21 protein-coding genes and 2 tRNA genes are annotated in these 22,628 nt (G+C 62.6%); 15 read left to right on the top strand and 8 right to left on the bottom strand.

All coding sequences use genetic code 11. The annotated features are described in order from the left end of the window. The first annotated feature begins 3 nt into the window (after positions 1–3). Together RIG82_10595 and RIG82_10590 are read left to right on the top strand one after the other, a co-directional pair. Positions 4–1,371 (top strand): carbohydrate ABC transporter permease, encoded by a 1,368-nt coding sequence (locus RIG82_10595; GenBank protein MEQ9461386.1) that lies wholly within the window; start codon positions 4–6, stop codon positions 1,369–1,371. Positions 1,372–1,384: 13 nt separating this feature from the next. Then, the gene (locus RIG82_10590) at positions 1,385–2,530 is read left to right on the top strand and encodes an ADP-ribosylglycohydrolase family protein (GenBank protein MEQ9461385.1); all 1,146 of its coding nucleotides are present in this window, start codon (positions 1,385–1,387) and stop codon (positions 2,528–2,530) included. On the opposite strand, the gene RIG82_10585 is transcribed toward RIG82_10590, so the two are convergent. Further along, positions 2,527–3,738 (bottom strand): M20/M25/M40 family metallo-hydrolase, encoded by a 1,212-nt coding sequence (locus RIG82_10585; protein MEQ9461384.1) that lies wholly within the window; start codon positions 3,736–3,738, stop codon positions 2,527–2,529. The genes RIG82_10590 and RIG82_10585 overlap by 4 nt on opposite strands. A 59-nt stretch (positions 3,739–3,797) precedes the next feature. Between RIG82_10585 and RIG82_10580 the strand changes: the two genes are divergently transcribed. Continuing rightward, on the top strand, positions 3,798–5,027 hold the full coding sequence (locus RIG82_10580) for an NAD(P)/FAD-dependent oxidoreductase (GenBank protein ID MEQ9461383.1): 1,230 nt from the start codon (positions 3,798–3,800) through the stop codon (positions 5,025–5,027). A gap of 37 nt (positions 5,028–5,064) precedes the next feature. On the opposite strand, the gene RIG82_10575 is transcribed toward RIG82_10580, so the two are convergent. Continuing rightward, a tRNA-Leu gene (locus RIG82_10575) sits at positions 5,065–5,150 on the bottom strand. 144 nt (positions 5,151–5,294) lie between these two features. Between RIG82_10575 and RIG82_10570 the strand changes: the two genes are divergently transcribed. Genes RIG82_10570 through RIG82_10545 form a run of 6 tightly spaced genes read left to right on the top strand, consistent with a single transcriptional unit; the run spans position 5,295 to position 10,991 of the window. Further along, positions 5,295–6,638 carry an aspartate kinase gene (locus RIG82_10570; GenBank protein MEQ9461382.1) on the top strand — a complete coding sequence of 448 codons (1,344 nt, stop codon included), beginning with the start codon at positions 5,295–5,297 and terminating at the stop codon, positions 6,636–6,638. Positions 6,639–6,644: 6 nt separating this feature from the next. Further along, the gene (locus tag RIG82_10565; GenBank protein MEQ9461381.1) at positions 6,645–7,679 is read left to right on the top strand and encodes a hypothetical protein; all 1,035 of its coding nucleotides are present in this window, start codon (positions 6,645–6,647) and stop codon (positions 7,677–7,679) included. A gap of 9 nt (positions 7,680–7,688) precedes the next feature. Beyond that, positions 7,689–8,462, top strand: a complete 774-nt coding sequence (locus RIG82_10560; protein ID MEQ9461380.1) for a hypothetical protein — start codon at positions 7,689–7,691, stop codon at positions 8,460–8,462. A 36-nt stretch (positions 8,463–8,498) separates the two neighbouring features. Continuing rightward, the gene (locus RIG82_10555) at positions 8,499–9,344 is read left to right on the top strand and encodes a hypothetical protein (GenBank protein ID MEQ9461379.1); all 846 of its coding nucleotides are present in this window, start codon (positions 8,499–8,501) and stop codon (positions 9,342–9,344) included. 47 nt (positions 9,345–9,391) lie between these two features. After that, positions 9,392–10,069, top strand: coding sequence for a UbiX family flavin prenyltransferase (locus tag RIG82_10550; protein MEQ9461378.1), 678 nt, complete (start codon positions 9,392–9,394; stop codon positions 10,067–10,069). Then, complete coding sequence (locus tag RIG82_10545; GenBank protein ID MEQ9461377.1) at positions 10,056–10,991, top strand: UbiA-like polyprenyltransferase; 936 nt, start codon at positions 10,056–10,058, stop codon at positions 10,989–10,991. Before RIG82_10550 ends, RIG82_10545 begins: the two co-directional genes overlap by 14 nt. Before the next feature lie 25 nt (positions 10,992–11,016). Here the strand turns inward: RIG82_10545 and RIG82_10540 are convergent, their stop codons facing one another. The 5 genes from RIG82_10540 to RIG82_10520 all read right to left on the bottom strand — a co-directional run bounded on the left by RIG82_10540 (position 11,017) and on the right by RIG82_10520 (position 15,629). Further along, entirely contained in the window at positions 11,017–11,403 is a 387-nt protein-coding gene (locus RIG82_10540) for a hypothetical protein (GenBank protein MEQ9461376.1), read from the bottom strand. 9 nt (positions 11,404–11,412) lie between these two features. Further along, a complete protein-coding gene (gene aroF / locus RIG82_10535) occupies positions 11,413–12,453 on the bottom strand; it encodes a 3-deoxy-7-phosphoheptulonate synthase (protein MEQ9461375.1) in 1,041 nt (346 codons plus the stop codon). Between the two features lie 280 nt (positions 12,454–12,733). Beyond that, on the bottom strand, positions 12,734–13,591 hold the full coding sequence (locus tag RIG82_10530; GenBank protein MEQ9461374.1) for a hypothetical protein: 858 nt from the start codon (positions 13,589–13,591) through the stop codon (positions 12,734–12,736). 9 nt (positions 13,592–13,600) lie between these two features. After that, complete coding sequence (locus RIG82_10525) at positions 13,601–15,433, bottom strand: FG-GAP-like repeat-containing protein (GenBank protein MEQ9461373.1); 1,833 nt, start codon at positions 15,431–15,433, stop codon at positions 13,601–13,603. Between the two features lie 111 nt (positions 15,434–15,544). Further along, positions 15,545–15,629 (bottom strand) — tRNA-Leu (locus RIG82_10520). A 59-nt stretch (positions 15,630–15,688) separates the two neighbouring features. On the opposite strand from RIG82_10520, the gene coaD reads away from it, so the two are divergent. The 6 genes from coaD to ispE all read left to right on the top strand — a co-directional run bounded on the left by coaD (position 15,689) and on the right by ispE (position 21,304). After that, complete coding sequence (gene coaD, locus RIG82_10515; protein MEQ9461372.1) at positions 15,689–16,234, top strand: pantetheine-phosphate adenylyltransferase; 546 nt, start codon at positions 15,689–15,691, stop codon at positions 16,232–16,234. A 26-nt stretch (positions 16,235–16,260) separates the two neighbouring features. Beyond that, a complete protein-coding gene (locus RIG82_10510; protein ID MEQ9461371.1) occupies positions 16,261–16,956 on the top strand; it encodes a hypothetical protein in 696 nt (231 codons plus the stop codon). 3 nt (positions 16,957–16,959) lie between these two features. Continuing rightward, positions 16,960–17,640, top strand: coding sequence for an MBL fold metallo-hydrolase (locus tag RIG82_10505; protein MEQ9461370.1), 681 nt, complete (start codon positions 16,960–16,962; stop codon positions 17,638–17,640). A 117-nt stretch (positions 17,641–17,757) separates the two neighbouring features. Further along, positions 17,758–19,449 (top strand): dihydroxy-acid dehydratase, encoded by a 1,692-nt coding sequence (gene ilvD, locus RIG82_10500; protein MEQ9461369.1) that lies wholly within the window; start codon positions 17,758–17,760, stop codon positions 19,447–19,449. Positions 19,450–19,702: 253 nt separating this feature from the next. Continuing rightward, entirely contained in the window at positions 19,703–20,374 is a 672-nt protein-coding gene (locus tag RIG82_10495) for a TetR/AcrR family transcriptional regulator (GenBank protein MEQ9461368.1), read from the top strand. 6 nt (positions 20,375–20,380) lie between these two features. Next, complete coding sequence (ispE, locus tag RIG82_10490; GenBank protein ID MEQ9461367.1) at positions 20,381–21,304, top strand: 4-(cytidine 5'-diphospho)-2-C-methyl-D-erythritol kinase; 924 nt, start codon at positions 20,381–20,383, stop codon at positions 21,302–21,304. A gap of 3 nt (positions 21,305–21,307) precedes the next feature. Here ispE and glyA read toward each other — a convergent pair whose 3' ends face one another. Beyond that, a complete protein-coding gene (gene glyA, locus RIG82_10485) occupies positions 21,308–22,591 on the bottom strand; it encodes a serine hydroxymethyltransferase (protein MEQ9461366.1) in 1,284 nt (427 codons plus the stop codon). Positions 22,592–22,628 lie beyond the last annotated feature (37 nt).

Genomic DNA, 22,628 nt, shown 5'->3' with positions numbered 1-22,628 from the left:
ACGATGTCTAGTAAACCCACCCAGTTCCTACGCTTTACCATCCTCTGCCTCGGTGGGTTCATCTTCTCCGTTCCGATGCTCTGGATGCTCTCCACATCCCTGAAACCCATCGACCAGACCATGTCCCTGCCCCCGACTTGGCTGCCCACAGCCGCCCATGTCGAGGTCTTTGGCCGCCTTGTCCAGGTCGGAGCCAGCGACATCCCCGAAGACACCGCTGATGACCAACCCGTATCGGTCGCTTACGCCTACCAATGGCACCTTGACCTGCCCGATGTCGCCGAGCCCGTCCCGGTCCGCGTCCTCGAAGACCCCATGACCGACCAGCTCGACACCTCGATCCGCGTGATCGCCAACTACCACTGGCAGGCCATGATCAACGGCCGCTCCACCAGCGTCCGCTTGTATGACCCCGACACCGCCGTACCTGATCAAGGCACCATCGACGTCTTGGTCCCCCTCCGCGATGGCACCTTCCGCCGCGAGACGATCCCTGTCGCCGACCTGGGCCGTGTCTACGACCGGACCGATGAGCAAGTCGATGCCGCCATCTCTCAGGAACAGGAGATGACCGTTTCCATCACCAAACTCCGCCGTCACATCATCGACTGGGACGAACGCGAGTTCCTCGCCCACCCCCTGACCGCTGAGATCACCGTCCCCGCCGGATCGATCGCCTACAGCATCCACTTCCGCTGGCGAAACTACCTCGAAGCCATCAAGGAGATGGCCTACTTCCCCCAGTACCTCTTTAACTCCCTCCTGCTCTGCTTCCTCACGGTCACCGGCACGGTCATCTCCTGCTCCCTGGTCGCCTACGGCTTCTCACGCATCGAATGGCCCGGCCGCGACAAGGTCTTCTTTATCGTCCTTGCCACCATGATGATCCCCTTCCCCGTCGTCATGGTCCCCCTCTACGGACTCTTCCGCGAACTCGGCTGGATCGGTACGCTCCACCCGCTCTGGGTCCCCTTCTGGTTCGCCACGCCCTTTAACATCTTCCTACTCCGCCAGTTCTTCCGCACCATCCCCCGAGAACTCTCCGAAGCCGCCACCATCGACGGCTGCGGGCACATCCGGATCTTCCTCCAGGTCATCCTCCCCCTCGCCACACCCGCCGTCGCCGTCGTCGCCCTCTTCCAGTTCCTAGCAACCTGGAACGACTTCCTCGGGCCCCTGATCTACCTCACCGAACAGGAAGACTTCACCCTGGCCCTCGGCCTCCAATCGTTCCAGAGCAGGCAAGGGGGCACGCCATGGCACTACCTCATGGCCGCCAGCACCATGGTCGTCCTTCCCGTCATCGTCCTGTTCTTCCTCGCCCAGCGCACCTTCATCGAAGGCATCTCCATGACCGGGATGAAAGGCTAACACCAACCCGCTCATGCCAGCGATGACACGAGACCAACGCGTCGACCGTGCCCACGGGATGCTCCTCCTCGCCGCCTACGCCGACGCCCTCGGCGCACCGCGAGAGCTCGACGGCCTCGCAGGAAAACCAGCCAACCCCCAGGACCACTACCGACTCCTCCCCGCCTCCAGTTTCCACACCGCCGACGGCTCACCCTGGAATGTCTGGCCCCCCGCAGATATCACAACCGACCGCCTCGGCGTCGTCACCGATGACACCGAGTTCCGCCATCTCATCCTCGATCCCTACTTAACGTCATGCCTCAAGTCACAACGACAACCGTCATGGCATGGCTGGGTCTTCTGGATGCGAAACTTCAAACCACGAACTGACGAACCCTCCTGGCTGACCTCGAACAGAACCGCTCAGATCAACGACTGGCTCTCGATGGCCGAGGCCCACCAATCAAACACAACCGCCTCGTTCTACAAACCCGACACCCCGATCATCTTCGGCCTCTTCACTGGCGTACACCTCGCCATCACCATTCGCACCACCGCGCCCAACCCGATCTACGACCGATTATCACGCTGGTGCCCCCTCGATCAGGGTCACGCCCCCATCATCACCGCCCTCTGGGCCTGTCTCATCGCCGAGGCCGCTCAGACGCACGACTGGAGCCTCATCACCCTGGCCGATCACGCCAGTTCACTCACTCAGAACCTCGACACACCCGCCACAGTCCAGCACGCCTCCAGGATCGCTCACGACCTCGGCAGCGACACCCAGACCAGCGACCACGACTTCATCGATCAGTTCACCAACAGAATCTACCTTTCCAGCGATCTCAACCTCAACCCTGAACCCGCCGACCGAAACTTCGATCCCCTCTACCTCTGGACGCAACTGATCGCCTGCGCCGCACAAGCCCGCTACCCGCGACACCTCCTATCACTCCTCGTCTCCCTCCCAGGCGACACCGATACCGTTGCATCCCTGGCAGGCCTCATCATCGGCGCAGGACTCGGCTACCAACAACTCATCAACCAAACCGCTGACGGCTGGGGCGCAGACCTCAAGGCCGTCGAGACCTACCTCCACGACATCCTCAACATCGACCTCCAGCAGAGCGCCGCACAGCTCGTCGATCTGATCCCACCCGGAACTATCACTGCCTAACCATCCAATGGCTCAACGATTCCCACAGGATCATGCGTCAGGTTCGCGTGCCGGTCAGCGTGCACTTCACACCACGCCCTAAACGAGTCGCCACGCTCAACCTTGTCAGAAAACGGTTGCTTCGCCAGAGCCACGCACAGCTCCACTAGGTCTCGGAAGTCCGCAAGGTCAATGAACTCCGGTGCAATCGTCTTCCGCTCACGATCAACATTATGGTAGTTGCCCAGCGGCAGACACAACGCCCCCGCCCGCCCCAGATACGTCTGGTACACCGTCGATTCGCACGACCCACCGGTCATCAACTGCCGTTGGAAGCGAAACCCAGCATCCCCCGCTGCCAGCGCCTGAGCCGTCGCATTCTCCCAGTCCGCCACGCCGGGGTCATACGTCATCCGACGATCCCCAACACGAATCACCACCCCCGACCCGACCGGCACTTCAGACCGCGCCGAGGACATCTCCAAACCAACATGAACCGGCGCCCGCTCCGGATTCCGAATCCCTCGGCAGTAATCAATCGCCCCAAAGAACCCACCTTCCTCCGCCCGTGTCAGCAGAATCTCCACATCAGGCTTGTTGCTCAACCGATTCAGCCGCCGCGCCGTCGCCAGTAAGGCCGCCACCGCCGCCACATCGTCCACCGCACGCGCAAACACGCGACCATCGTGAACCACCGGATCACCCAGCCGCCACATCCCAATCGAACCCGGCGTAACCGCCTTCTTAACCGTGATCCGCACCAGTGTTGGCGTCCCTCGTTCCCCCAACTCAACGATCTCCTTCACGCGCCCATCCACCACCGCTCCACCCAGTCTGGCCTCCGACCCCAGCCGACACCAAGGCCCAGGCGCACCCTCCGGCAGCTTCCTCCCGCCCGTCCAGAATCGCACCGCCTGACCCGGCATCACCTCAGCAGGCACACCTCCCATCCAGTGCGCCATCAGCGTCTGATCATCCTCCATCGCCAGAGCCCAGAACCCAGGATGATCCAGATGCGCCGTCAGCACCAGCTTCGGCCGCGTCCGAGCTGTCGGCTTAAGCCGTAAATTCCCAAACCGATCCACCCTGACATGCCACCCCAAACGCGCCGCCATCGTCCACGCAAACGCCGCTACATTCTGCTCATGAAACGGGCTTGTCGGCAACGCCAGAAGCTGATGCAACAACTTCAAATCATTCGCTCGCGGTTGCTGTCGTTCAGTGAACATAGGAATTTCACACTCCTTCCGGGGTGCCGTCGCCGAGATTGCCCCATACCCTAACGAGCATGCACACCAGCCGACCAGAACGCCCCATCCTCATCATCGGCGCCGGCGTCGCAGGGCTCGCCTGCGCCACCGAACTCCATCGCGATGCCTACCCCTTCCTGCTGCTCGAAGCCTCCGACGCCCCAGGCGGGCGCATGCGCACCGACCATCTCGACGGCTTCACGCTCGATCGCGGATTCCAGATCTTCCTCACCGGCTACGACTACGCCTCCAGCCTCCTCGATCTCGACGCCCTCGATCTCCACCCCTTCGAGGCCGGCTCCCTGATCCGCTGGAACAACGGCTTCGCCCGCTTCAGCGACCCCTGGCGGCGACCCGCCCGCCTCTTCGAGACCCTCTTCGTCGGCCCCGGCAACCTCATGGACCGCTTCCGCATCGGCCGCCTCCGCACCATGGCCCGATCCGCCCGCCACGATGACCAGCCCTCTGACGAAACCGCCGCTCAGCTCTTCGACCGACTCCACTTCACCCCGCAGTTCCGCCAGGCCTTCCTCGATCCCTGGTGGCGCGGTGTCCTTCTCGACCGCCATCTCACCGCCCCCGCCAGCTACCTCAAGTTCATCTTCAACACCTTCTCCCAAGGCGGGGCCGTCATCCCAGCCAGAGGCATTCAGAGCATCCCGATACAACTCGCCCAAAAACTCCCCACGGACAGCATCCGCCTCAACACCACCGTCCACAACATCGACCCCAACCGCCACGCAGTAACCCTCTCCACCGGAGAACAACTCAGCGCCTCCTCCGTCATCCTCGCCGCCGATCCCTCTTCCACCGCCCAACTCCTCAACCAGCCCGCCCCGAGTATGCACGGCACCACCGTTCTCTACTTCGCCGCCGACAAACCCCCCGTCGAGGACCGCATGCTCGTCCTCAACAGCAACCCCGAAGGCTACTTCAACCACGTCTGCGTCCTGTCCAATATCTGCCCCGCCCTTGCTCCATCTGGCGCATCACTCATCAGCGTCACCGCCATCCACCCCATCCTCGAGCCAAACGACTTACAAGCCAGCATCATCAAAGAACTCTCAACCTGGTTCGGCCCTCAGACCCGCACCTGGCGACACCTCAGAACCTACACCATCCCCAACGCCCTCCCACCCATCAGCCGCTCTACCGCCCTACCCCTCGGCATCACCCCCGCTGGCGACTGGACCACCACCCCTTCCATAGAAGGCGCCATGCGCAGCGGAAAGCAAGCCGCCGAAAACGCCATCAGCCTTGTGCGCTAAGCCCTTCAAAAATCAAAAATACGGGGGGGGGGGGGAATGCCCGGGAGAGGATTCGAACCTCCAAGGGATTTTACTCCCACCACGACCTCAACGTGGCGCGTCTGCCAGTTCCGCCACCCGGGCGTTGGGGGCGAGCCGCACAGTATAGAACAACTCCCGGCGATGGCCAGCGGGCACCTCTCGTCAGCCCCAAAACCCCGCAAGCCCGCCGATGCTCGGCTAAAGTGTTCAATCCCGTGGATTCGGCGACTGAATAGGAGATCGGCCTTGGGCGTTCGTGTAAGCAAGTTTGGCGGCAGCTCACTCGCCGATGCAGACCAGATCCGCAAGGCTCTGGAGATCATCGCGGCCGAGCCCACTCGCCGCTACATCGTCCCCTCGGCACCCGGCAAACGCCACCGCGAGGACACCAAGGTCACCGACCTTCTCCTCGTTTGCCACCGACTCGCCGCCAAAGGCCAGCCCATCGAGGACACCTTCAACCAGATCGCCGAACGCTTCGTCACGATCGCCAACGACCTTGGCGTCGATATCAACCTCGATGCACTCATGGCCGAGACCCACGCTACCATCCTCCAGCAGGTCGCTGAAGGACACGGACCCGCCTACGCAGCCAGCCGCGGCGAACACATCAATGGCCGCATCATCGCCGCCGCACTCGACGCTCCCTTCATCGACCCCATCGACCAGATCCTGTTCGACCGCAACGGTAGACTCCGCCGCGAAGCCACCTACCAACGCCTCGGCAGCACCCTCCTCCAGCACCAACGCGCCGTGGTGCCCGGCTACTACGGCGGAAACCCTGATGGCCACGTCATCACCTTCTCGCGTGGCGGATCCGATGTCACCGGCGCCATCGTCGCCCGTGCCGTCAACGCCGAGCTCTACGAAAACTGGACCGACGTCTCCGGACTCCTCATGTCCGACCCTCGCATCGTCAAAGACCCAAGACGCATCGACGTCATCACTTACAAAGAACTCCGCGAGCTCTCCTACATGGGTGCCACCGTCCTCCACGACGAGGCCGTCTTCCCCGTGCGCGAAGCCTCCATCCCCGTCGAGGTCCGCAACACCAACGCCCCCGATGACCCCGGCACACGCATCGTCGCCGACAGCCCCAGCGACGCCTCAGCCAGCCCCGTGACCGGCATCGCCGGTCGCCGAGATTTCACCATCATCGCCATCGAAAAAGCCCTGATGAACTCAGAGGTCGGCTTTGCTCGCAGAATCCTTCAAGTCATCGAAGAGCAAGGCATCTGCTTCGAGCACATGCCCTCAGGCATCGACACCCTGTCCCTGGTTCTCCGCGATGACCTGGTCGCCGGAAAACTCGTCCACATCCTCGACGGCATCCGCAAAGCCGTCGAACCCGACTCCATCGAGGTCTTCCCCAACATCGCCCTCATCGCCACCGTCGGCCGCGCCATGGCCCACCAGCCCGGCGTCGCCGCACGCCTGATGAACGCACTCGCCCAGGCCAACGTCAACATCCGCATGATCGATCAGGGCTCGAGCGAGCTCAACATCATCGTCGGCGTCGAGGCCGAAGACTTCGAGGTCGCCCTCAACGCGATCTATCACGCCTTCGTGCCCCGCGAACCAGGCAACTGACCCCACATGGACGCACGGACGCTCGACTTCCTGATCTTCGCCATCTTTGGCGTGCTCTGTCTCGCCGCTGGCTACATCGCCCGCGAAAAAGGCTGGGTCCGCGAAGACGCAAGCCGCTTCCTCCACCTCATCACCATCTCCGTCATCTGGTCCATCATGGCCCTCATGGCCATCTGGCGGCTGCCGCCGCTTAGCTCAAGCCTATGGTTACTGCTCTTTGAGCCGACCCTCGTCCTGATCCCCGCTGTCGCCATCACACTCCTCTGCAAACGCCTCGGCTACGCCTCCAGCGAGTCCGTCCTGCTCGGTATCGGTGCTGGCCTCGCCAACAAGGGCTTCACCCTCGGAGCCTACTTCTGCTTCGCCATGCTCAGCAACCCGGAATACGCCCCACCCGGTATCGACCCCACCGACCCCGGAGCAGCTCAAGCCACCGCCGAAGCAGCCTTCGCCTACGCCGTCGCCGCCGTCAACATCATGGCCGCCTGTGGGATCGTCTTCCTCTACCCCCTCGCACGTCGCTTCGGCCCCGAAGGCGGAGACGATGAACCCCTGGGCAAACTCATCTTCAACAGTCTCGTCAGCGTCCGCGCCGTCCTCTTCTACGCCTCACTCGTCGCCGTCATCCTCGCCATACTCGAAGTCCCCTACCCCGCCGTCCTCGCCGAAGGCTCCATCCTCAAAATCCTCCTCTACGCAGGAGCGTTTGGCGGATACTTCGGCGTCGGACTCCGACTCCACTTCAACCAATCCATGCGACGCATCGGACCCCACGCCATCCTCGCAGTCGCTCAGTACGGGTTGACCCCCCTGCTCACATTCGGACTCCTCGCCTTCGCCATGACCACCGCCACCCCGCCCACCCAACTCCTTGTGCGTGTCTTTATCATCGAAGCCTTTATGCCCGCCGCCATCCAGATGGTCATGATCGCCAACCTGTTCCACCTCGATAGCCGACTCGCCAGCGGGCTCTTCGTCGTGAACACCGCTCTGTTTCTCCTCATCCCGATGCCCCTACTCCTCATCTGGGCTGCGGGATAGAATCACCGTGTGATCAACACCACCGCCGACATCATGGAACAAGCCAGCCGCGCCCTCGCCGAGCGCGACTACCTCACCGCCGAGCAGCACGCGGAACAAGCCCTCCTCGACGCTAGGCAGCGCGAGTCCTGGGACGACTACGCCCGCATCCTCATGCCGCTCCAGGAAAGCCGACGTCAAAGACGCATCATCGCCGCCGAAGGCTGGCTACTCCTCGGCTCTGAATCACCCGAAGCCATCCTCAAAGGACTCGCTGAAGACGGACCCGAACCCGGGCCAAAACCCCACGCCGACCCCGGCAGTGAGCCCGGCAAGATCCTCGCCGCCCAGATCGTCTTAACCGCCCCCATCAAGCCCGATGACGCCGAACGCATCTGGCGTGAAGCCCGCCGCCGACGACTGTGGGTCGAACTCCTCATGGCCGAAGGCTCGGGCAACGCCCGCAAAGCCCGCAGTTGGCGCAACCGCAGCATCGAAGCCGACATCACCTCCCCCCCCGACCTGCCTCATGGAACATGGATCGAACCTGCCAAAGCCTCCAAAACCCCCAAGCAAGGATTATCGGGCTCAGCGTGGTTCCAACTCGCCAGTGAGCAACTCGGCGATGCCGCCCTAATGCCTCTCGCCAACGAACAAACCTCCATCGCCCTGCTTGGCCGCCTTGCCCAGGCCGTTGATGCCGTGCCCGACCACGAGATCCTCCACCAGCGCCTCTGGGACGCCGCACGCGATCTCCAGCGGATCACCACCCCAGCCGATACTGCCTCCAACAGCGATCAATAGATCGCCACACCTAACCTCCGCTAGCGAGACCAATCCATGACCACCTCACACCCAGCCCAAAAACGATTCCGCTGGGGGACATTCCTCATCGCCATCATTGCCTTGGTCACCCTCGCTGGCGTCACCCTCGCCTACCTCGCTTCCACCACCCCCGAGCACGTCCGCCAGACACTCGCTTTCATCGAGAACACACCTAAAGCCGAACGTGAGCAGATAGCACAGAACCTCGAACAACGACTCGCCAGCCTCTTCGGCGACACCCACAGCTCCATCGATCCCGAAACCCGCCAACTCCTCCAGGGAAACACCAACGCCTCCGTCGCTGCATTCGATGGCACCGGCCGCAACTTCCGCCTGACCAACAACCCAACCACGACGCCCAACGCATCTACGACACAAAAAACCGGACCCCAGAAGCTCACCATGACCTTCGACGAAATCAACGTTTGGTTTAGCGAGCGACTCGAACAGTGGGCCAAGAACCAGGGCACCAAGCTCCCCGATTTCGCAGCCAACTACCTCGTCAACCAGGTCAACGGCCGCCTCGTCCTCGCCTTCGAGATGAAAACCGATGAGGTCTCCGGCTGGATCACCCTCCACAACCAACTCACCTTCACCCCCAACGGCCAGGCCACGCTCAAGATCACCCGGATCGACGCCGGCGAACTCGCCCTCCCCCGCGAGACCATTACCAGTCAACTCAAAACCTACGCCGACAAGGCTGGCAGCAAAGCACAAGTCCAGAACATCGTCGCAGCCTTCGAGGGCCACGCCTTCGACCCCATCTTCCCCATCGACAGCAAAACCAACGTCCGCGTGACCAGCCTCAACGTCTCAGCCACCGGACTCACCTTCGGGCTTCAGCAAGTCGCTAGCAACTAACCCGCCCCCACCGCACCGGCGGCCCTAAACTCCTCTAGGAGACCGCCTTGGACCAACACAACCAGCCCAAAATCGTCGTCGGTATCACCGGAGCCAGCGGGGCAGCCTACGCCACCCGACTCACCTCCCTCGCCATCGCCGCAGGGGCCGAAGTCCACCTCGTCGTCTCCCCGCTCGGCCGCCGACTCCTCCACGATGAACTCGGCATCGAAAACGTCGATCTCGAAGACCTCGCAGGCCCCGGCTCCATCCTTCTCAACCCCACCCACGCCGAACAACCTTCCACCGGCGGGAGCGTCAAACTCCAGCCCTACCGCGATGTTGGAGCCCCCATCGCCTCAGGCTCCTTCCGCCACGACGGCATGATCATCATCCCCTGCTCCTCCAACTCCCTCGCCGCCATCGCCACTGGCGTCTCCCAGAACCTCCTCCACCGCGCCGCCCACGTCACCCTCAAGGAACGACGCAAGCTCATCCTCGTCCACCGCGAAACCCCCCTGAGCCTCATCGACATCAACAACATGAAATCGGCCACCGAAGCCGGGGCCATGATCCTCCCCGCCAACCCCGGCTTCTACATGATGCCCAACACCGTCGATGCCATCATCGACTTCGTCGTCGGCCGCTGCCTCGACCACCTCGGTATCCAACACGACCTCAACGTCCGCTGGGCCGACCAGCTAGCCCGCGAACGCGCCCCGGACTCAGACGATGCCCACGAGTAACCCCTCCGCAGCACCGACGACATCGCAAGGCCTCGTCCAGTCAGCCCGCGAGATCGCCGCCGACATCAAACTCGCCCATACTGTCTTCGCCCTGCCCTTCGCCCTGCTGGGCATGATGCTCGCCGCCGACGCCGCCAGCCGCCTGCCCTCACTCACCGAGTGGGCCCTGATCCTCTTCTGCATGGTCGCCGCCCGCACCTTCGCGATGACCTTCAACCGCTGGGCCGATGGCCGCCTCGACGCCGCCAACCCCCGCACCGCCCGCCGAGCCGTCCCCGCGGGCCGCGTCTCGCCCACCACCATGCTCGCCGCCTGCCTCGCCTCCGCCACTCTCCTGCTCCTCGCCGCCGCCGGCTTCACCCTCCTCGACAACCCCTGGCCCCTCATCCTCGCCCCTGCCGTCCTCCTCGTCCTCGCCCTCTACAGCCTCACCAAACGCTTCACCGCTCTCTGCCACGCCGTCCTGGGCGTCTCCCTCGCCCTCAGCCCCCTCGCCGCCGCCCTCGCCATCGAGCCCGCCTCACTCGCCACCCCAGCCCTCTGGCTCCTCGCCGGCTTCGTCCTCACTTGGGTCGCTGGCTTCGACATCCTCTACGCCCTGGCCGACCTCGACCACGACCGCACCCACCGCATCTTCTCCATCCCCTCGGCCCTCGGCCTTGCCGGCGCCCTCTGGGCCTCCCGCACCCTCCACACCCTCGCCGCCGCCCTGCTACTCACCCTCGCCTTCACCAGCCCTCAACTCGGCCTGCTCTTCGCCATCGCCACCGGCCTCTGCCTCGGCCTCCTCACCCTCGAGCACACCCTCATCGCTCGCAGCCCCGCCAAACACCTCGACACAGCCTTCTTCACCCTCAACGGCATCATCAGCATCGTGCTTGGCACAGCCGGTATCGCAGATCTTCTGCTCAAATCAGCCTGAGCCAAGACACTCAGACTTCAACTCTCTACAGCCCAAGCCTGGTCTCTGGAATACTCCAGTCGATCTTCTCTTCCAAGCCAGAATCAAAATGCATCAAACCAGGTGGTCGCGGGTCAGGACGCCACGGATCGATATCACGTTGTGGCCTCATTGGAAAATTTTCTGGTAGCTCACTTCTGGGACAGGTGTAGATCACCTCACGCCCCACATTCGAGCCTAACTCTATCCATGTGTAGTACGAAAGGTGGTGATGCAACAGAAACACACCCTCATACTCGTGATACGCATAGACGTTTCTTTCAGCCTCGTAGCGCTCAATGAACTCCTCCGCACCGATTTGCTGATAACGCACACAGCCGCCCGCCAGCGTTGAGAAGAGAATGATCCCCGAGATAAGCAACTGACGCCCCATGTCGCCAGTCTAAACCCCCACCCCCGCCACCACACAACTCCGATCCACCGCCGCCGCCACACGCTGCAGGCTCACCATCAGCGTCGCCAGCAACTCAGGCGTGATCGACTGCGCACCATCCGTGAGCGCATGCGCCGGATCGGGATGAGCCTCGATCGCCAATCCGTCACAACCCGCCGCCATCGCCGCCCGCGCCATATCCGGGACCAGCCGCGCATGACCCGTCCCATGACTCGGATCGATCACCACCGGCAGATGCGTCCGCTGATGTAGCTCCGGCACGACCGACAGCGACAACGTGTTCCGCGTGTGATCCTCGAACGTCCGGATCCCCCGCTCACACAGGATCACGTTCGGATTCCCCGCCGCCAGGATGTACTCCGCCGCCTGGAGATACTCCTCCAGCGTCATCGACATCCCCCGCTTGTACAGCACCGGCTTGGGCTGCTTCCCACACGCCTGCAGCAGTGCAAAGTTCTGCGCGTTCCGCGTGCCGATCTGCAGACAGTCAGCGTACTCCGACACCAAGGCCACATCCCCAGGCGTCAGCACCTCCGTCACGATCGGCAGCCCCGTCGCCTCTCGCGCCGCCGCCAGCATCTTGAGCCCCTCCTCGCCATGCCCCTGGAACGCGTAGGGATTCGTCCGCGGCTTGTAAGCCCCGCCTCGCAGCGCATGCGCCCCCGCCGCCTTCATCGCATGAGCACACTCCAGAATATGCTCCGCCGACTCCACCGAACACGGCCCCGCGATCACCGGCACATGCTCCCCACCAAACACACAGTTCTCGCCGACCTTTACCAGCGACCGCGTCCCTCCCTTGGCCTCGAGTGCCGCCATCTTGTACTTGGCCATCACCCGCATCACCCGATCGACCCCCTCAAGCCGTTCGAGCACCTCGCCCTCGACCTTGTTCTCGTCGCCGATCACCGCCACGACCGTCAGGTCCGTCCCCACAATCGGGTGGTCCTGCAGCCCCATCTCTCGCACCAGCTTGCACACGTGATCCACCTGTTCCTTGCTGGCACCCGCTCGCATCACGACGATCATGGTCGATTCCTTACTGGAGGCTGATCCCGGTTTGCTCCGGGGAAGTGACTTCGAGGTTCATCGGCCCGAACACCGGGCCAGAAAAGGAACATAAAAAAACCCCGACGCCTCAGCCGCGTCGGGGTCCAATCGTTGCTTAAAGGTCAATCCCTAAGCGGACACCAACACGGCTTGTCGCCATGTAAACCAAGTGCTAAAAAAATAGCCAAACAGGGTGTCCATGCCCGAAGTATGACCACCTCGATTCAAGAGTCAAGTCAAAACCTCCCGCAAACTGACCTCATCGCGCCTCATCAGGCTTAGGCGGATCCCGCCAAGGCGGGGCCTCACCCAACTCGCCCGCATGCTCGCCCGGGTCAAACCCCGCCACCGTCTCCGAAGCCAACTCCTGCAAATACCCCGCCTCCTCCTCACTCAAATCCACCAGCGTCGGCAATCCATCCCGCGGATGCACCTTCTCACCCTCCATCCGACGTGGCAACCCCTCCGCCGACTCCTCAAAGATCGTCTCAAAAAACACACAAGCCCCCAGATACGACCCCGCTGGCCCCGGGTGCGTCTGATCCGGATCGAACAGCTCCAGTTCCGATCGCTCCAGCCGCACGACGCGCCACGCCTCACCCACCGGAGCGATCTCCACATCGTGCTTGAGCGCAAACTCCGAATACCCCTGTGTGATCCACGGCTGCGTCTCCGGCATCCACCGCCGCGCCCAGGTCAGATACATCACGACACGAGTGGGTCGCTCCGGATTCTCGTGTGCACGAATCTCTTCAACCAGCTTCCCGCCATACTCAAAAAACAGTGGCCGCCTCTTCCACAACGTCCCCGTACTCAACCCCTGCAGCACCACCACATCCCATGGCCCTTCCTCCGCCACGACCCGCCGGACATCCCCCGGATTCCCCTCCTCATCCGCCCAGTGCCGCTCGAACGAATACCCACCCTTGAGCACTCGACTGATCTCCACCTCGATCCCCCGAGACGCCGCCATCTGTTCCACCTGCTCTGGCAGGTTGTTGAAGTACGTGTAGCTGTTGCCAACAAACAGAATCCGCAGCGGCTCCGCCACCACAGGACATACCAGCGACAACACACACCACAGACTCAGAAACCAGGTTCGCTGGGAAGTTCTCATCCCCGAATCTTATCGCCGAAGCAAACCCACCGCCCCCAGCATCACGATCACCCCAGACACCGGCTCCGGCACACCCGATGACAACCCAAAGTTCCCCGCCAGCAGCGACAGATCAATCAGGTCCACCGACAGACTCCGGTCAAAATCACCCCCCGCCCAGTCCACACCCGACTCACCAAATCGCCCCGCCAGCAGCGATAAATCGATCAGGTCCACAACGCCATCAAGGTTCGTATCCCCCGCTAACACCGGCTCAACCAGACTCAGCACCTGATTGATCTCCACCCCCGTCAGCACCTGGACCAAACCCGATGGCCACACCACCTCCACACGATCCAGCAACCCCACATGATCACCCAGCCCGAAATGCGCCGTCACCTCACTCACCGAAAGGTAGTTCGACGACGCATTCATCTCATGCACCAGGACCCGCTCCGGCTGCTCCAGATCAGGCGTCACCGTGATCCACGCACCCAACCCATCACGATTCGACACCACCCCCTCCAGATCAATCCGCAGGTAACTATGCTCGCCCGCCGAATCATTCCGATACAGCACAGGCTTGTCCCCGTTCCGCACCACCAGCACATCCAGATCGCCATCACGATCGTAATCAAGCGTCAACAACCCCCGCCCCTGACCCGTATCCGTCAAGCCGGCTCCCAATGCTGATTCCGAGAATACACCCGAACCATCATTCACAAACAACCGCATCGGATCGCTCAGATAAGCATCCCCGTCAATGAAACCATTGGTATGCACGATGTCCAGGTCGCCATCGTTATCAAGATCCGCCATCTCGGCACCCCAGCCCCAATACCCATGACGAACACCCGAGTCCGACGTGATATCCGTCCACGTCCGCCCGCCGTCATTACGAAATAACCGATTCCCGTTGGGATGCTCATCCGAACTCTCCGTAAAGAAGATGTCCGTGACGAACCAGTCCAGGTCGCCATCACCATCCACATCCCCCACATCAAAACCCATGTCGTGCCACCCGGTCCCGATGCCCCCCGCCGTGCCATCACTAAAACTCCCGCCGCCCTCATTCCAGAACAACCGACTCGTCCCAAAATCACCAGCGACCGCCAGGTCCGTCCGCCCATCACGATCCAGATCACTGAACCGCGGCGAGAATGACCACGATCGCCCCGCCTGCACCCCGCTCGTGACATCCATCCCAACCCCAAAAGCCGACGTCACATCCTCAAACGATCCGGGACCGGACGCGCCTAGATTCCGATACAGCCGCGCGTCCGCAGGACCCGTCACAGAAGCTGGCCGCCACTCCGCCGCATAGAGATCCAAATAACCGTCCCGATCCACATCGCCGAATGCCACGCCCGTGCCGTACAGCGACCGCTGGCCATCCCCCGGCGTCGCCCCGCGCTGCACCGCGACCTCATCAAACACCCCATCCCCGCGGTTCACATACAGAAAGTGCTGCTCATGACCCACCACCGTGATGTACAGGTCCGAGTCGCCATCGTTATCGATATCCCCCACCGCGACCCCATTGGTCTTCGCCACCGCTGGCGGCGTAGCCCATGCCGTGAACGACAGATTAAACCCACCAGACTGATCGTTCAGATAAATCAGAGGCGGGATATCCGTCCCCGTAAACACCAGGTCCACCCAGCCATCACCATCAAAATCACCCGCCGCCGCCCCACCGGTCATCCCCGTTGTCGCTGGCGTCGTCGCAGGATCAATCGCCGGGCCCTGACGGTGAAACAAACCAACCTCTGCCGAGACATCCGTGAACATAGGCAAAGCCGTCGCCGCTTCCGCAGCGACCAGCAGCACACTCAGACTAAAGGCGATAGCACGCGGCCTCATAACCAGCACATCTCTCCCTGCTTCACAAGACGCCCCGCACCGCCACCCCAAGAATACACCACCAGCCTCAGCGTGCAGGTATTCCTGCACCTCGATTCGATCCAATCTCAATGCGGGTGACAGGACTCGAACCTGCACGGGGTATTAGCCCACGAGAACCTAAATCTCGCGCGTCTGCCAGTTTCGCCACACCCGCGGCGGCCCACATCATAACCACACCGGCAACCCGCTCCACGATCCCATAAACTCAAGCTTATGGCCGCCACCAGCCAACTCAAACTCGCCCTCTTCCCCGGCACCTTCGACCCGATCACCAATGGGCACCTCGACATCATCCGCCGCGCCTGCCCCCTCTTTGACCGCCTCGTCATCGCCGTCGGCCGCAACCCCGCCAAAGCCGAAATCTTCACCATGGACGAACGCGTCGAGATCATCACCGAACTCGTCGCCGACCTCCCCAACGCCGAAGTCGACCAGTTCCACGGGCTCACCGTCGACTACGCCCGCTCCATCAAAGCCACCGCCATGGTCCGCGGCCTCCGCAACGTCACCGATCTCAACTTCGAGTTCCAACTCGCCCTCACCAACCGCGCCCTCACCGACATCGAAACCGTCTTCATCATGTCCGGCGAGGCCTTCGCCTTCACCAGCTCCACCCTCATCAAACAGATCGCCGCTGGTGGAGAGATCGACCAGCTCAACCGACTCCTCCCTCCCCTCGTCCTCGAACGCCTCAAGCAAAAGAAACAGCATTTCGGCGGAACCCTCCCCTGGCACCACGTCGATCACTTCAAGGAATGACAAACCGCTTTCTGAGGAGACTAATCATGACCCGCCTCTCCTTGATTACCTGCTTACTCGCCATGCACCTCATCACCGCCATCCCTGTATTCGCTCAGGACGGACGCTGGGAGTCCGTTGCCATCATCGAGATCAACGCCACCGACAAAACCCTCGATACAGTCACGGCAGCCGCTCTGCTCCAGGACGTCTCACTCGCCGCCAAGGCCGCGCCAAGACTCCGAAACACGGCACTAGGACGATCGCTGGCCAACGATCCGGCGAGAATCGCCGACGCCATCGACGGCTTCATCACTGCTCGACGGCTTGTCTATGACGAATCGATAACGTCTCGCCACATCACAAACATGATCCGCCTCGAAGTCTGGACCGAGAACGAAGACTACAGCCAGGACGTCGATAACGTCGCCGAAGCCTTGATTCACACACTCACCGAAGTGCTCGATGAACGCCACAGAAGCGAACTCGCACTGGAGCAGATCCTGCTTCAAGCCAGAATTGAAGCCACACGCAGGCATCTCGATGAGCTTGCCCCCGATGAAGAAGGCAACCTGCTCAGTCAGGCCGTCACGGCACAGATCGAGGGACCGCTCCCCAAGTTCCGCACCCAGCTCAGAAGCGAAATCTACCGCCATGAACTGGAACTCGAGGTGCTGAAGCAGCGCATCCAAGCGTCCGTTGTCCGCATCGTCGTCCCCCCATCACCCCCCATCAACCAGTAACCCATGCCCCTCGACTACCGCGTCATCAGCATCGGCGCTCTCTCCGTCAACGACCTCTGGGACCATCAGGGCCCCGCGCGGACGCCCCACGCCACCTGCACCCTGATCCGCTCGGATAAACGCACCATCCTCGTCGATCCCGGCCTCCCGCCCGAGGTTCTCATCGCACGATTAGGCGAACGCTCCGGCCTGACACCCAATGACATCTCCGATGTCTTCCTCACCTGCTTCCGACCCGCCCACCGCTGGGGGCTCCTCGGCTTCCCCAACGCCCGCTGGCTTATCTCCGAAGCCGAACGCGAAGCTATCGGGGCCCACCTCGTCCAGCAGTTCCAGGACACCGATGACCCCCAGCACGAGGAGACGCTCCGCAAGGAGATCGCCCTGCTCAAACGCTTCGAGCCCGCTCCCGACCAGCTCGCCCCGCAGGTCGATCTCTTCCCCCTCCCCGGCTACACACCGGGCACTGCGGGGCTGCTCCTGCCCCTTTCTGGCTTCTCCGTCCTGATCGCTGGCGACGCCGTCGGCTCCGTCGAGCACCTCGAAAACGGCCGCGTCCAACGCAACGCCTTCGACATCGAACAAGCCAAAGAAAGCCTCACCGAAGCCATCGAGATCGCCGACGCCATCGTTCCCGGCCACGACAACATCGTCCTCAACCCCACCCGACGACCCGTCGGCTAAGGACAACAAGAGGGGTGGCACATTGCACGCCCAAGGCGTGCTGTGTGAGGCTACTTCACAACCTGAAAGTCTCACAATCTCCTATCATCTCGATCCCCCCGTAAAGGAGACCGAAGGATGAGCCAGGCCCTCAACCGTTATTCCTCTCGCATCACCCAGCCCCGATCCCAGGGCGCCTCACAGGCCATGCTCTTCGCTACCGGCATGACCGAAGCCGACATGGACAAGCCCCAGATCGGCATCGCCTCGGTCTGGTACGAAGGCAACCCCTGCAACATGCACCTGCTCGATCTCGCCGCTGAGGTCAAGACCGGCGTCCAGAACGCCGACATGGTCGGCTTCCGCTTCAACACCGTCGGCGTCTCCGACGGCATCTCCATGGGCACCGATGGCATGTCCTTCTCACTCCAGTCGCGCGATCTCATCGCCGACTCCATCGAGACCGTCATGGGCGCGCAGTGGTACGACGCCCTGATCGCCCTGCCGGGCTGCGACAAGAACATGCCCGGCTGCGTCATCGCTATGGGACGACTCAACCGCCCGGCGATCATGGTCTACGGCGGAACGATTAAGCCCGGCTGCGCGACCGTCAAGGGCAAGCAGGAAACCCTTGATGTTGTCTCCGCTTTCCAGAGCTACGGCCAGGCCATCGCGGGCACCATCACCGAAGACGAACGCAAAACCATCGTTCGCAACTCTTGCCCCGGTGCCGGTGCCTGTGGCGGGATGTACACCGCCAACACCATGGCCGCCGCCATCGAAGCCCTCGGCATGAGCCTGCCCTTCTCGTCGTCAACACCCGCGGAAGACGGCGGAAAAGCCGATGAATGCCGACGCGCCGGCGAAGCGATCCGCGTCTGCCTCGAAAAAGACCTCAAGCCCCGCGACATCATGACCCGTGCCGCGTTCGAGAACGCCATGGTCGTCATCACCGCCATGGGCGGGTCGACCAACGCCGTGCTCCACCTCATCGCCATGGCGAGTTCGGTCGATGTGAAACTCACCATCGACGACTTCAAAGCCGTCGGCAATCGCATCCCGCTGCTTGCCGACCTCAAGCCCTCGGGTAAGTACCTGATGGAAGACGTACACAAGATCGGCGGCGTCCCCGCCATCATGAAGTACCTCCTCGCCGAAGGGTTGCTCGACGGCTCCTGCATGACCGTCACCGGCAAGACCCTCGCCGAGAACATCGCCAACGTCCCCGACCTCCCGCCTAACCAGGACATCATCTACCCCATCGAGAAACCCCTGAAGGCCAAGGGCCACATCTCGATCCTCACCGGCAACCTCGCGCCCGGCGGCGCTGTCGGCAAGATCACCGGCAAGCAGGGTCTTCGCTTCACCGGACCCGCGCGCGTCTTCGACTCTGAGGAAGACATGATCGCCGGACTCGAAGCTGGCAAGATCACCTCCGGCGACGTGATCGTCATCCGCTACGAAGGCCCCAAAGGTGGACCCGGTATGCCCGAGATGCTGACCCCCACCTCGGCCCTCGCCGGGGCAGGCTTCCTCGACGATGTTGCGCTCATCACCGATGGCCGCTTCTCGGGCGGGAGCCACGGCTTCATCGTCGGCCACGTCGTTCCCGAAGCCCAGGAAGGCGGGCCCATCGCGCTGGTCTGCGATGGCGACAGCATCACGATTGACGACGAGACTCACGCCATCACCGTCGATGTCCCGGAGGATGAGATGGCGAAGCGGAAAGCAGCCTGGAAACAGCCGGCCTGGAAGGCAACGCGTGGGACGCTGTGGAAGTACATCAAGACGGTCTGTAACGCCTCTGAAGGCTGCGTGACCGACGCCTAAGCGCAGGAGATCGGCCGGAATCTCGCCACGCAATACACCCGCAGTAGGCCGTGGAGAAACCGGGGACGAACCAGGTTCTCCACAAAGGCTCTAGCGACAAGGCCGTGGCTGCCGTATGCTGGCCTCCCGGACGCCTGTTATCGGGCGATGGACGAACGATCAACCCTCTTCACCCCATTTTTTGCGTTCCTTGGTGGTTGACACAGACCGCGTTGAGGACCAGACTAGAGGGGTTCGCATGGAGGTGAACAACATGAGTAGCATCACTAAAACCTGGCCTCTGCCGGAGCGACCGGTTGTCGTAAACCCAGTAGAGAAAGTCACTCACAACAATCACGCCGAGGGCAATGCACAGGAGCAGACCGCCAAGCCACGCTCCCGGGCCCCGCTGAGCCGTGATCAGATCCTCGAAGCCACGCAGGTCTGTCTCAATGACCTGGGGTACGACGGAACGACGATCCGCAAGATCGCCTCGCAGCTCGGTTGCGCGGTGGGATCGATCTACCGGTACTTCAAGGACAAGCGGGACCTGCTGGCGGAGGTGACGCAGCGGCGGTTCGACCCGGTGCTGGAGCTGATCGAGGATGGAGTTCCCGCGGCGCGGTCGCTGGAGCGTTACATCGAGGTCGCCAGCGCGGAGCCGGAGCAGTACCGGCTGATGTTCTGGCTGGCGAGCCTGAGCGACAAGGAAGCGACGCGGGCGCTGCCTGGGATGATCGAGAAGCTACTGGCGGCGTGGTCGATGCAGACCGGGGCGTCGGCGGAGAAGCTCGACGCGGCGTGGTGCGTGGTGCATGGCGGGCTGATGATCGGTCTGCCGACGCAGCAGCTTGTGGACCGTGCGATGGCCGTGCTGGGCGAGGGAGACCGCCCCGCCGGGATGCTGCATCGCGCTGGCCGATCGGCTGAAGCCCAAGCTGGATAACGACTGATGATTCAGGCTTCGCCCTCAACATCCGAGGGCTCGACGCTTCGCCTGGCTTGCCCGGCGAAGGTGAATCTCGCGCTGTCGGTGGGCGCGCGGGATGATCGGGGCTATCACCCGGTGGCGACGTGGATGGTGGCGGTGAGTCTGGCGGACACGCTGACGCTGACGCGGACCGGGGAACCTTCTTCTTTGAGCGTTGCGTTTGCTGAGGATGCGCTGGGCACGCACCGGGTGGACTGGCCGGTGGAGAAGGACCTGAGCTGGCGGGCGCTGGAGGCTTTAGAAGCTCATGCAAAGCGGACGTTGGGGGTGGAGATGGTGCTGAGCAAGCGGGTTCCGGCTGGGGGTGGGCTGGGGGGTGGTTCGAGCGATGCGGCGGGGGTGTTGGTGGGGGTGAATCGGTTGTTTGGTTTGGGTCTGCCGGACGGTGTGCTCAAGTCGATTGCGGCGGGTCTTGGTGCGGATGTGGCATTTTTTGTGGGTGCGCACAGTGGCGAGACGTCGGCGATCGGGACGGGGTATGGGGAGCAGTTGAGTGGTGCTCCGCATCGTGAGGTGGTTTGGCTGGTGCTGATCTGGCCTGGTTTTGGTTGCGCAACTGCTGGTGTTTACAAGGCTTTTGACGATCAGCCGGGGCCGCATGAGGTGGATCTGGATCGGGTGTTGACGTTGGCGGCGGGCGGTTTGGTCAGTGCGCACGATCCGTTTAACGATCTGGCGGCGCCAGCGTGTGCGGCGGAGCCTCGGCTGGGGAATCTGCGAAAAAAGCTGGCTGATGAGCTTGAAACGCCGGTTCACATCACGGGTTCGGGGAGCACGCTGTTTCTGGTCGCGTCGGATGAGGCTGATGCGAACGGGCTGTCAAAGCGCGTTTCTGAGCGGTTTGGGGTCGCCAGCGTGCCTTGCTCGTCAATCAAACGTGGTTAAACGTCAGTGAGGCATGGGGAACTGTGCGCACAGGTCGACGATTTGTTCTCTGACTTCGCGGGCCACCTGCTCATCGCCTTTGGCGGTGAGGACCTTGTCGATCCACTGGCCGACCTGGCGCATCTGGTCTTCCTTGAAGCCGCGGGTGGTGAGGGCGGGGGCTCCGAGTCGGAGTCCGGAGGTAACCTTGGGGGGTCGGGGGTCATTGGGGATGCCGTTTTTGTTGGAGATGATGGCGGCGGCTTCGAGCCATTTTTCGGCGTCGGCTCCGGTGAGGTCATCGGCTTTGGGCCGTAGGTCGACGAGCATGAGGTGGTTGTCGGTTCCGCCTGAGACGAGTCGGTAGCCGAGGGAGTCGAGCTCATCGGCGAGTGCCTGGGCGTTGGCGACGACCTGTTTGGCGTAGGCCTTGAAGGAGGGTCGGAGGGCTTCGCCGAAGGCGACGGCCTTGGCGGCGATGACGTGCATGAGGGGCCCGCCTTGGGAGCCGGGGAAGATGCGGCGGTCGAGTTTTTTCGCCAGCTCTTCATCGTTGGTCAGGAGGAGTCCGCCGCGGGGCCCGCGGAGGGTTTTGTGGGTGGTGGTGCTGACCATGTGGGCGTGCGGGAAGGGCGAGGGGTGGATGCCTGCGGCGACGAGGCCGGAGATGTGGGAGATGTCGGCGAGGAGGGTGGCACCGACTTCGTCGGCGATGTCGCGGAACTTTTTGAAGTCGATGGTGCGTGGATAGGCGGAGTATCCGCAGATGATGAGTTTGGGTTTGTGTTCGAGGGCCTGGCTGCGGACGTGGTCGTAGTCGATGAGTTCGGTTTCGGGGTCGAGGCGGTAGTCGACGATGTTGTAGAAGTGCCCGGAGAAGTTGACCTTGAGTCCGTGAGAGAGGTGGCCGCCGGAGTCGATGGGGAGGGACAGGACTGTTTCGCCGGGCTTGAGGACGGCCATGAAGGCGGCGATGTTGGCGTTGGCACCGGAGTGGGGCTGGACGTTGGCGAACTTGCAGCCGAAGAGTTCTTTGGCGCGGTTGCGGGCGAGGTCTTCGATCTGGTCGTGGTACTGGCACCCGCCGTAGTAGCGTGCTCCGGGGTATCCCTCGGCGTATTTGTTGGTGAGAACTGAGCCCATGGCGGCCATAACAGCGGGCGAGGCGTGGTTCTCGGAGGCGATGAGTTCGAGGGTGTTTTCCTGCCGCTGGACCTCGGCCGCGATGATGCGGTAGGCATCGTGGTCCTGGTCCTGGAGGATGGACATGGGCTGGTTAAGGACTGGTTCGGAGGTGGTCTGTGTCACGGCTGTCTCCACTGGGTGATGGTTCATCCTATGCGCC

This window comes from Phycisphaeraceae bacterium (assembly GCA_040222855.1).
In the GTDB taxonomy this organism is placed as follows: Bacteria; Planctomycetota; Phycisphaerae; order Phycisphaerales; family Phycisphaeraceae; genus Mucisphaera.
Note: the sequence above shows the minus strand (reverse complement) of the source record. Positions and strands in the feature narration are given on the sequence as shown.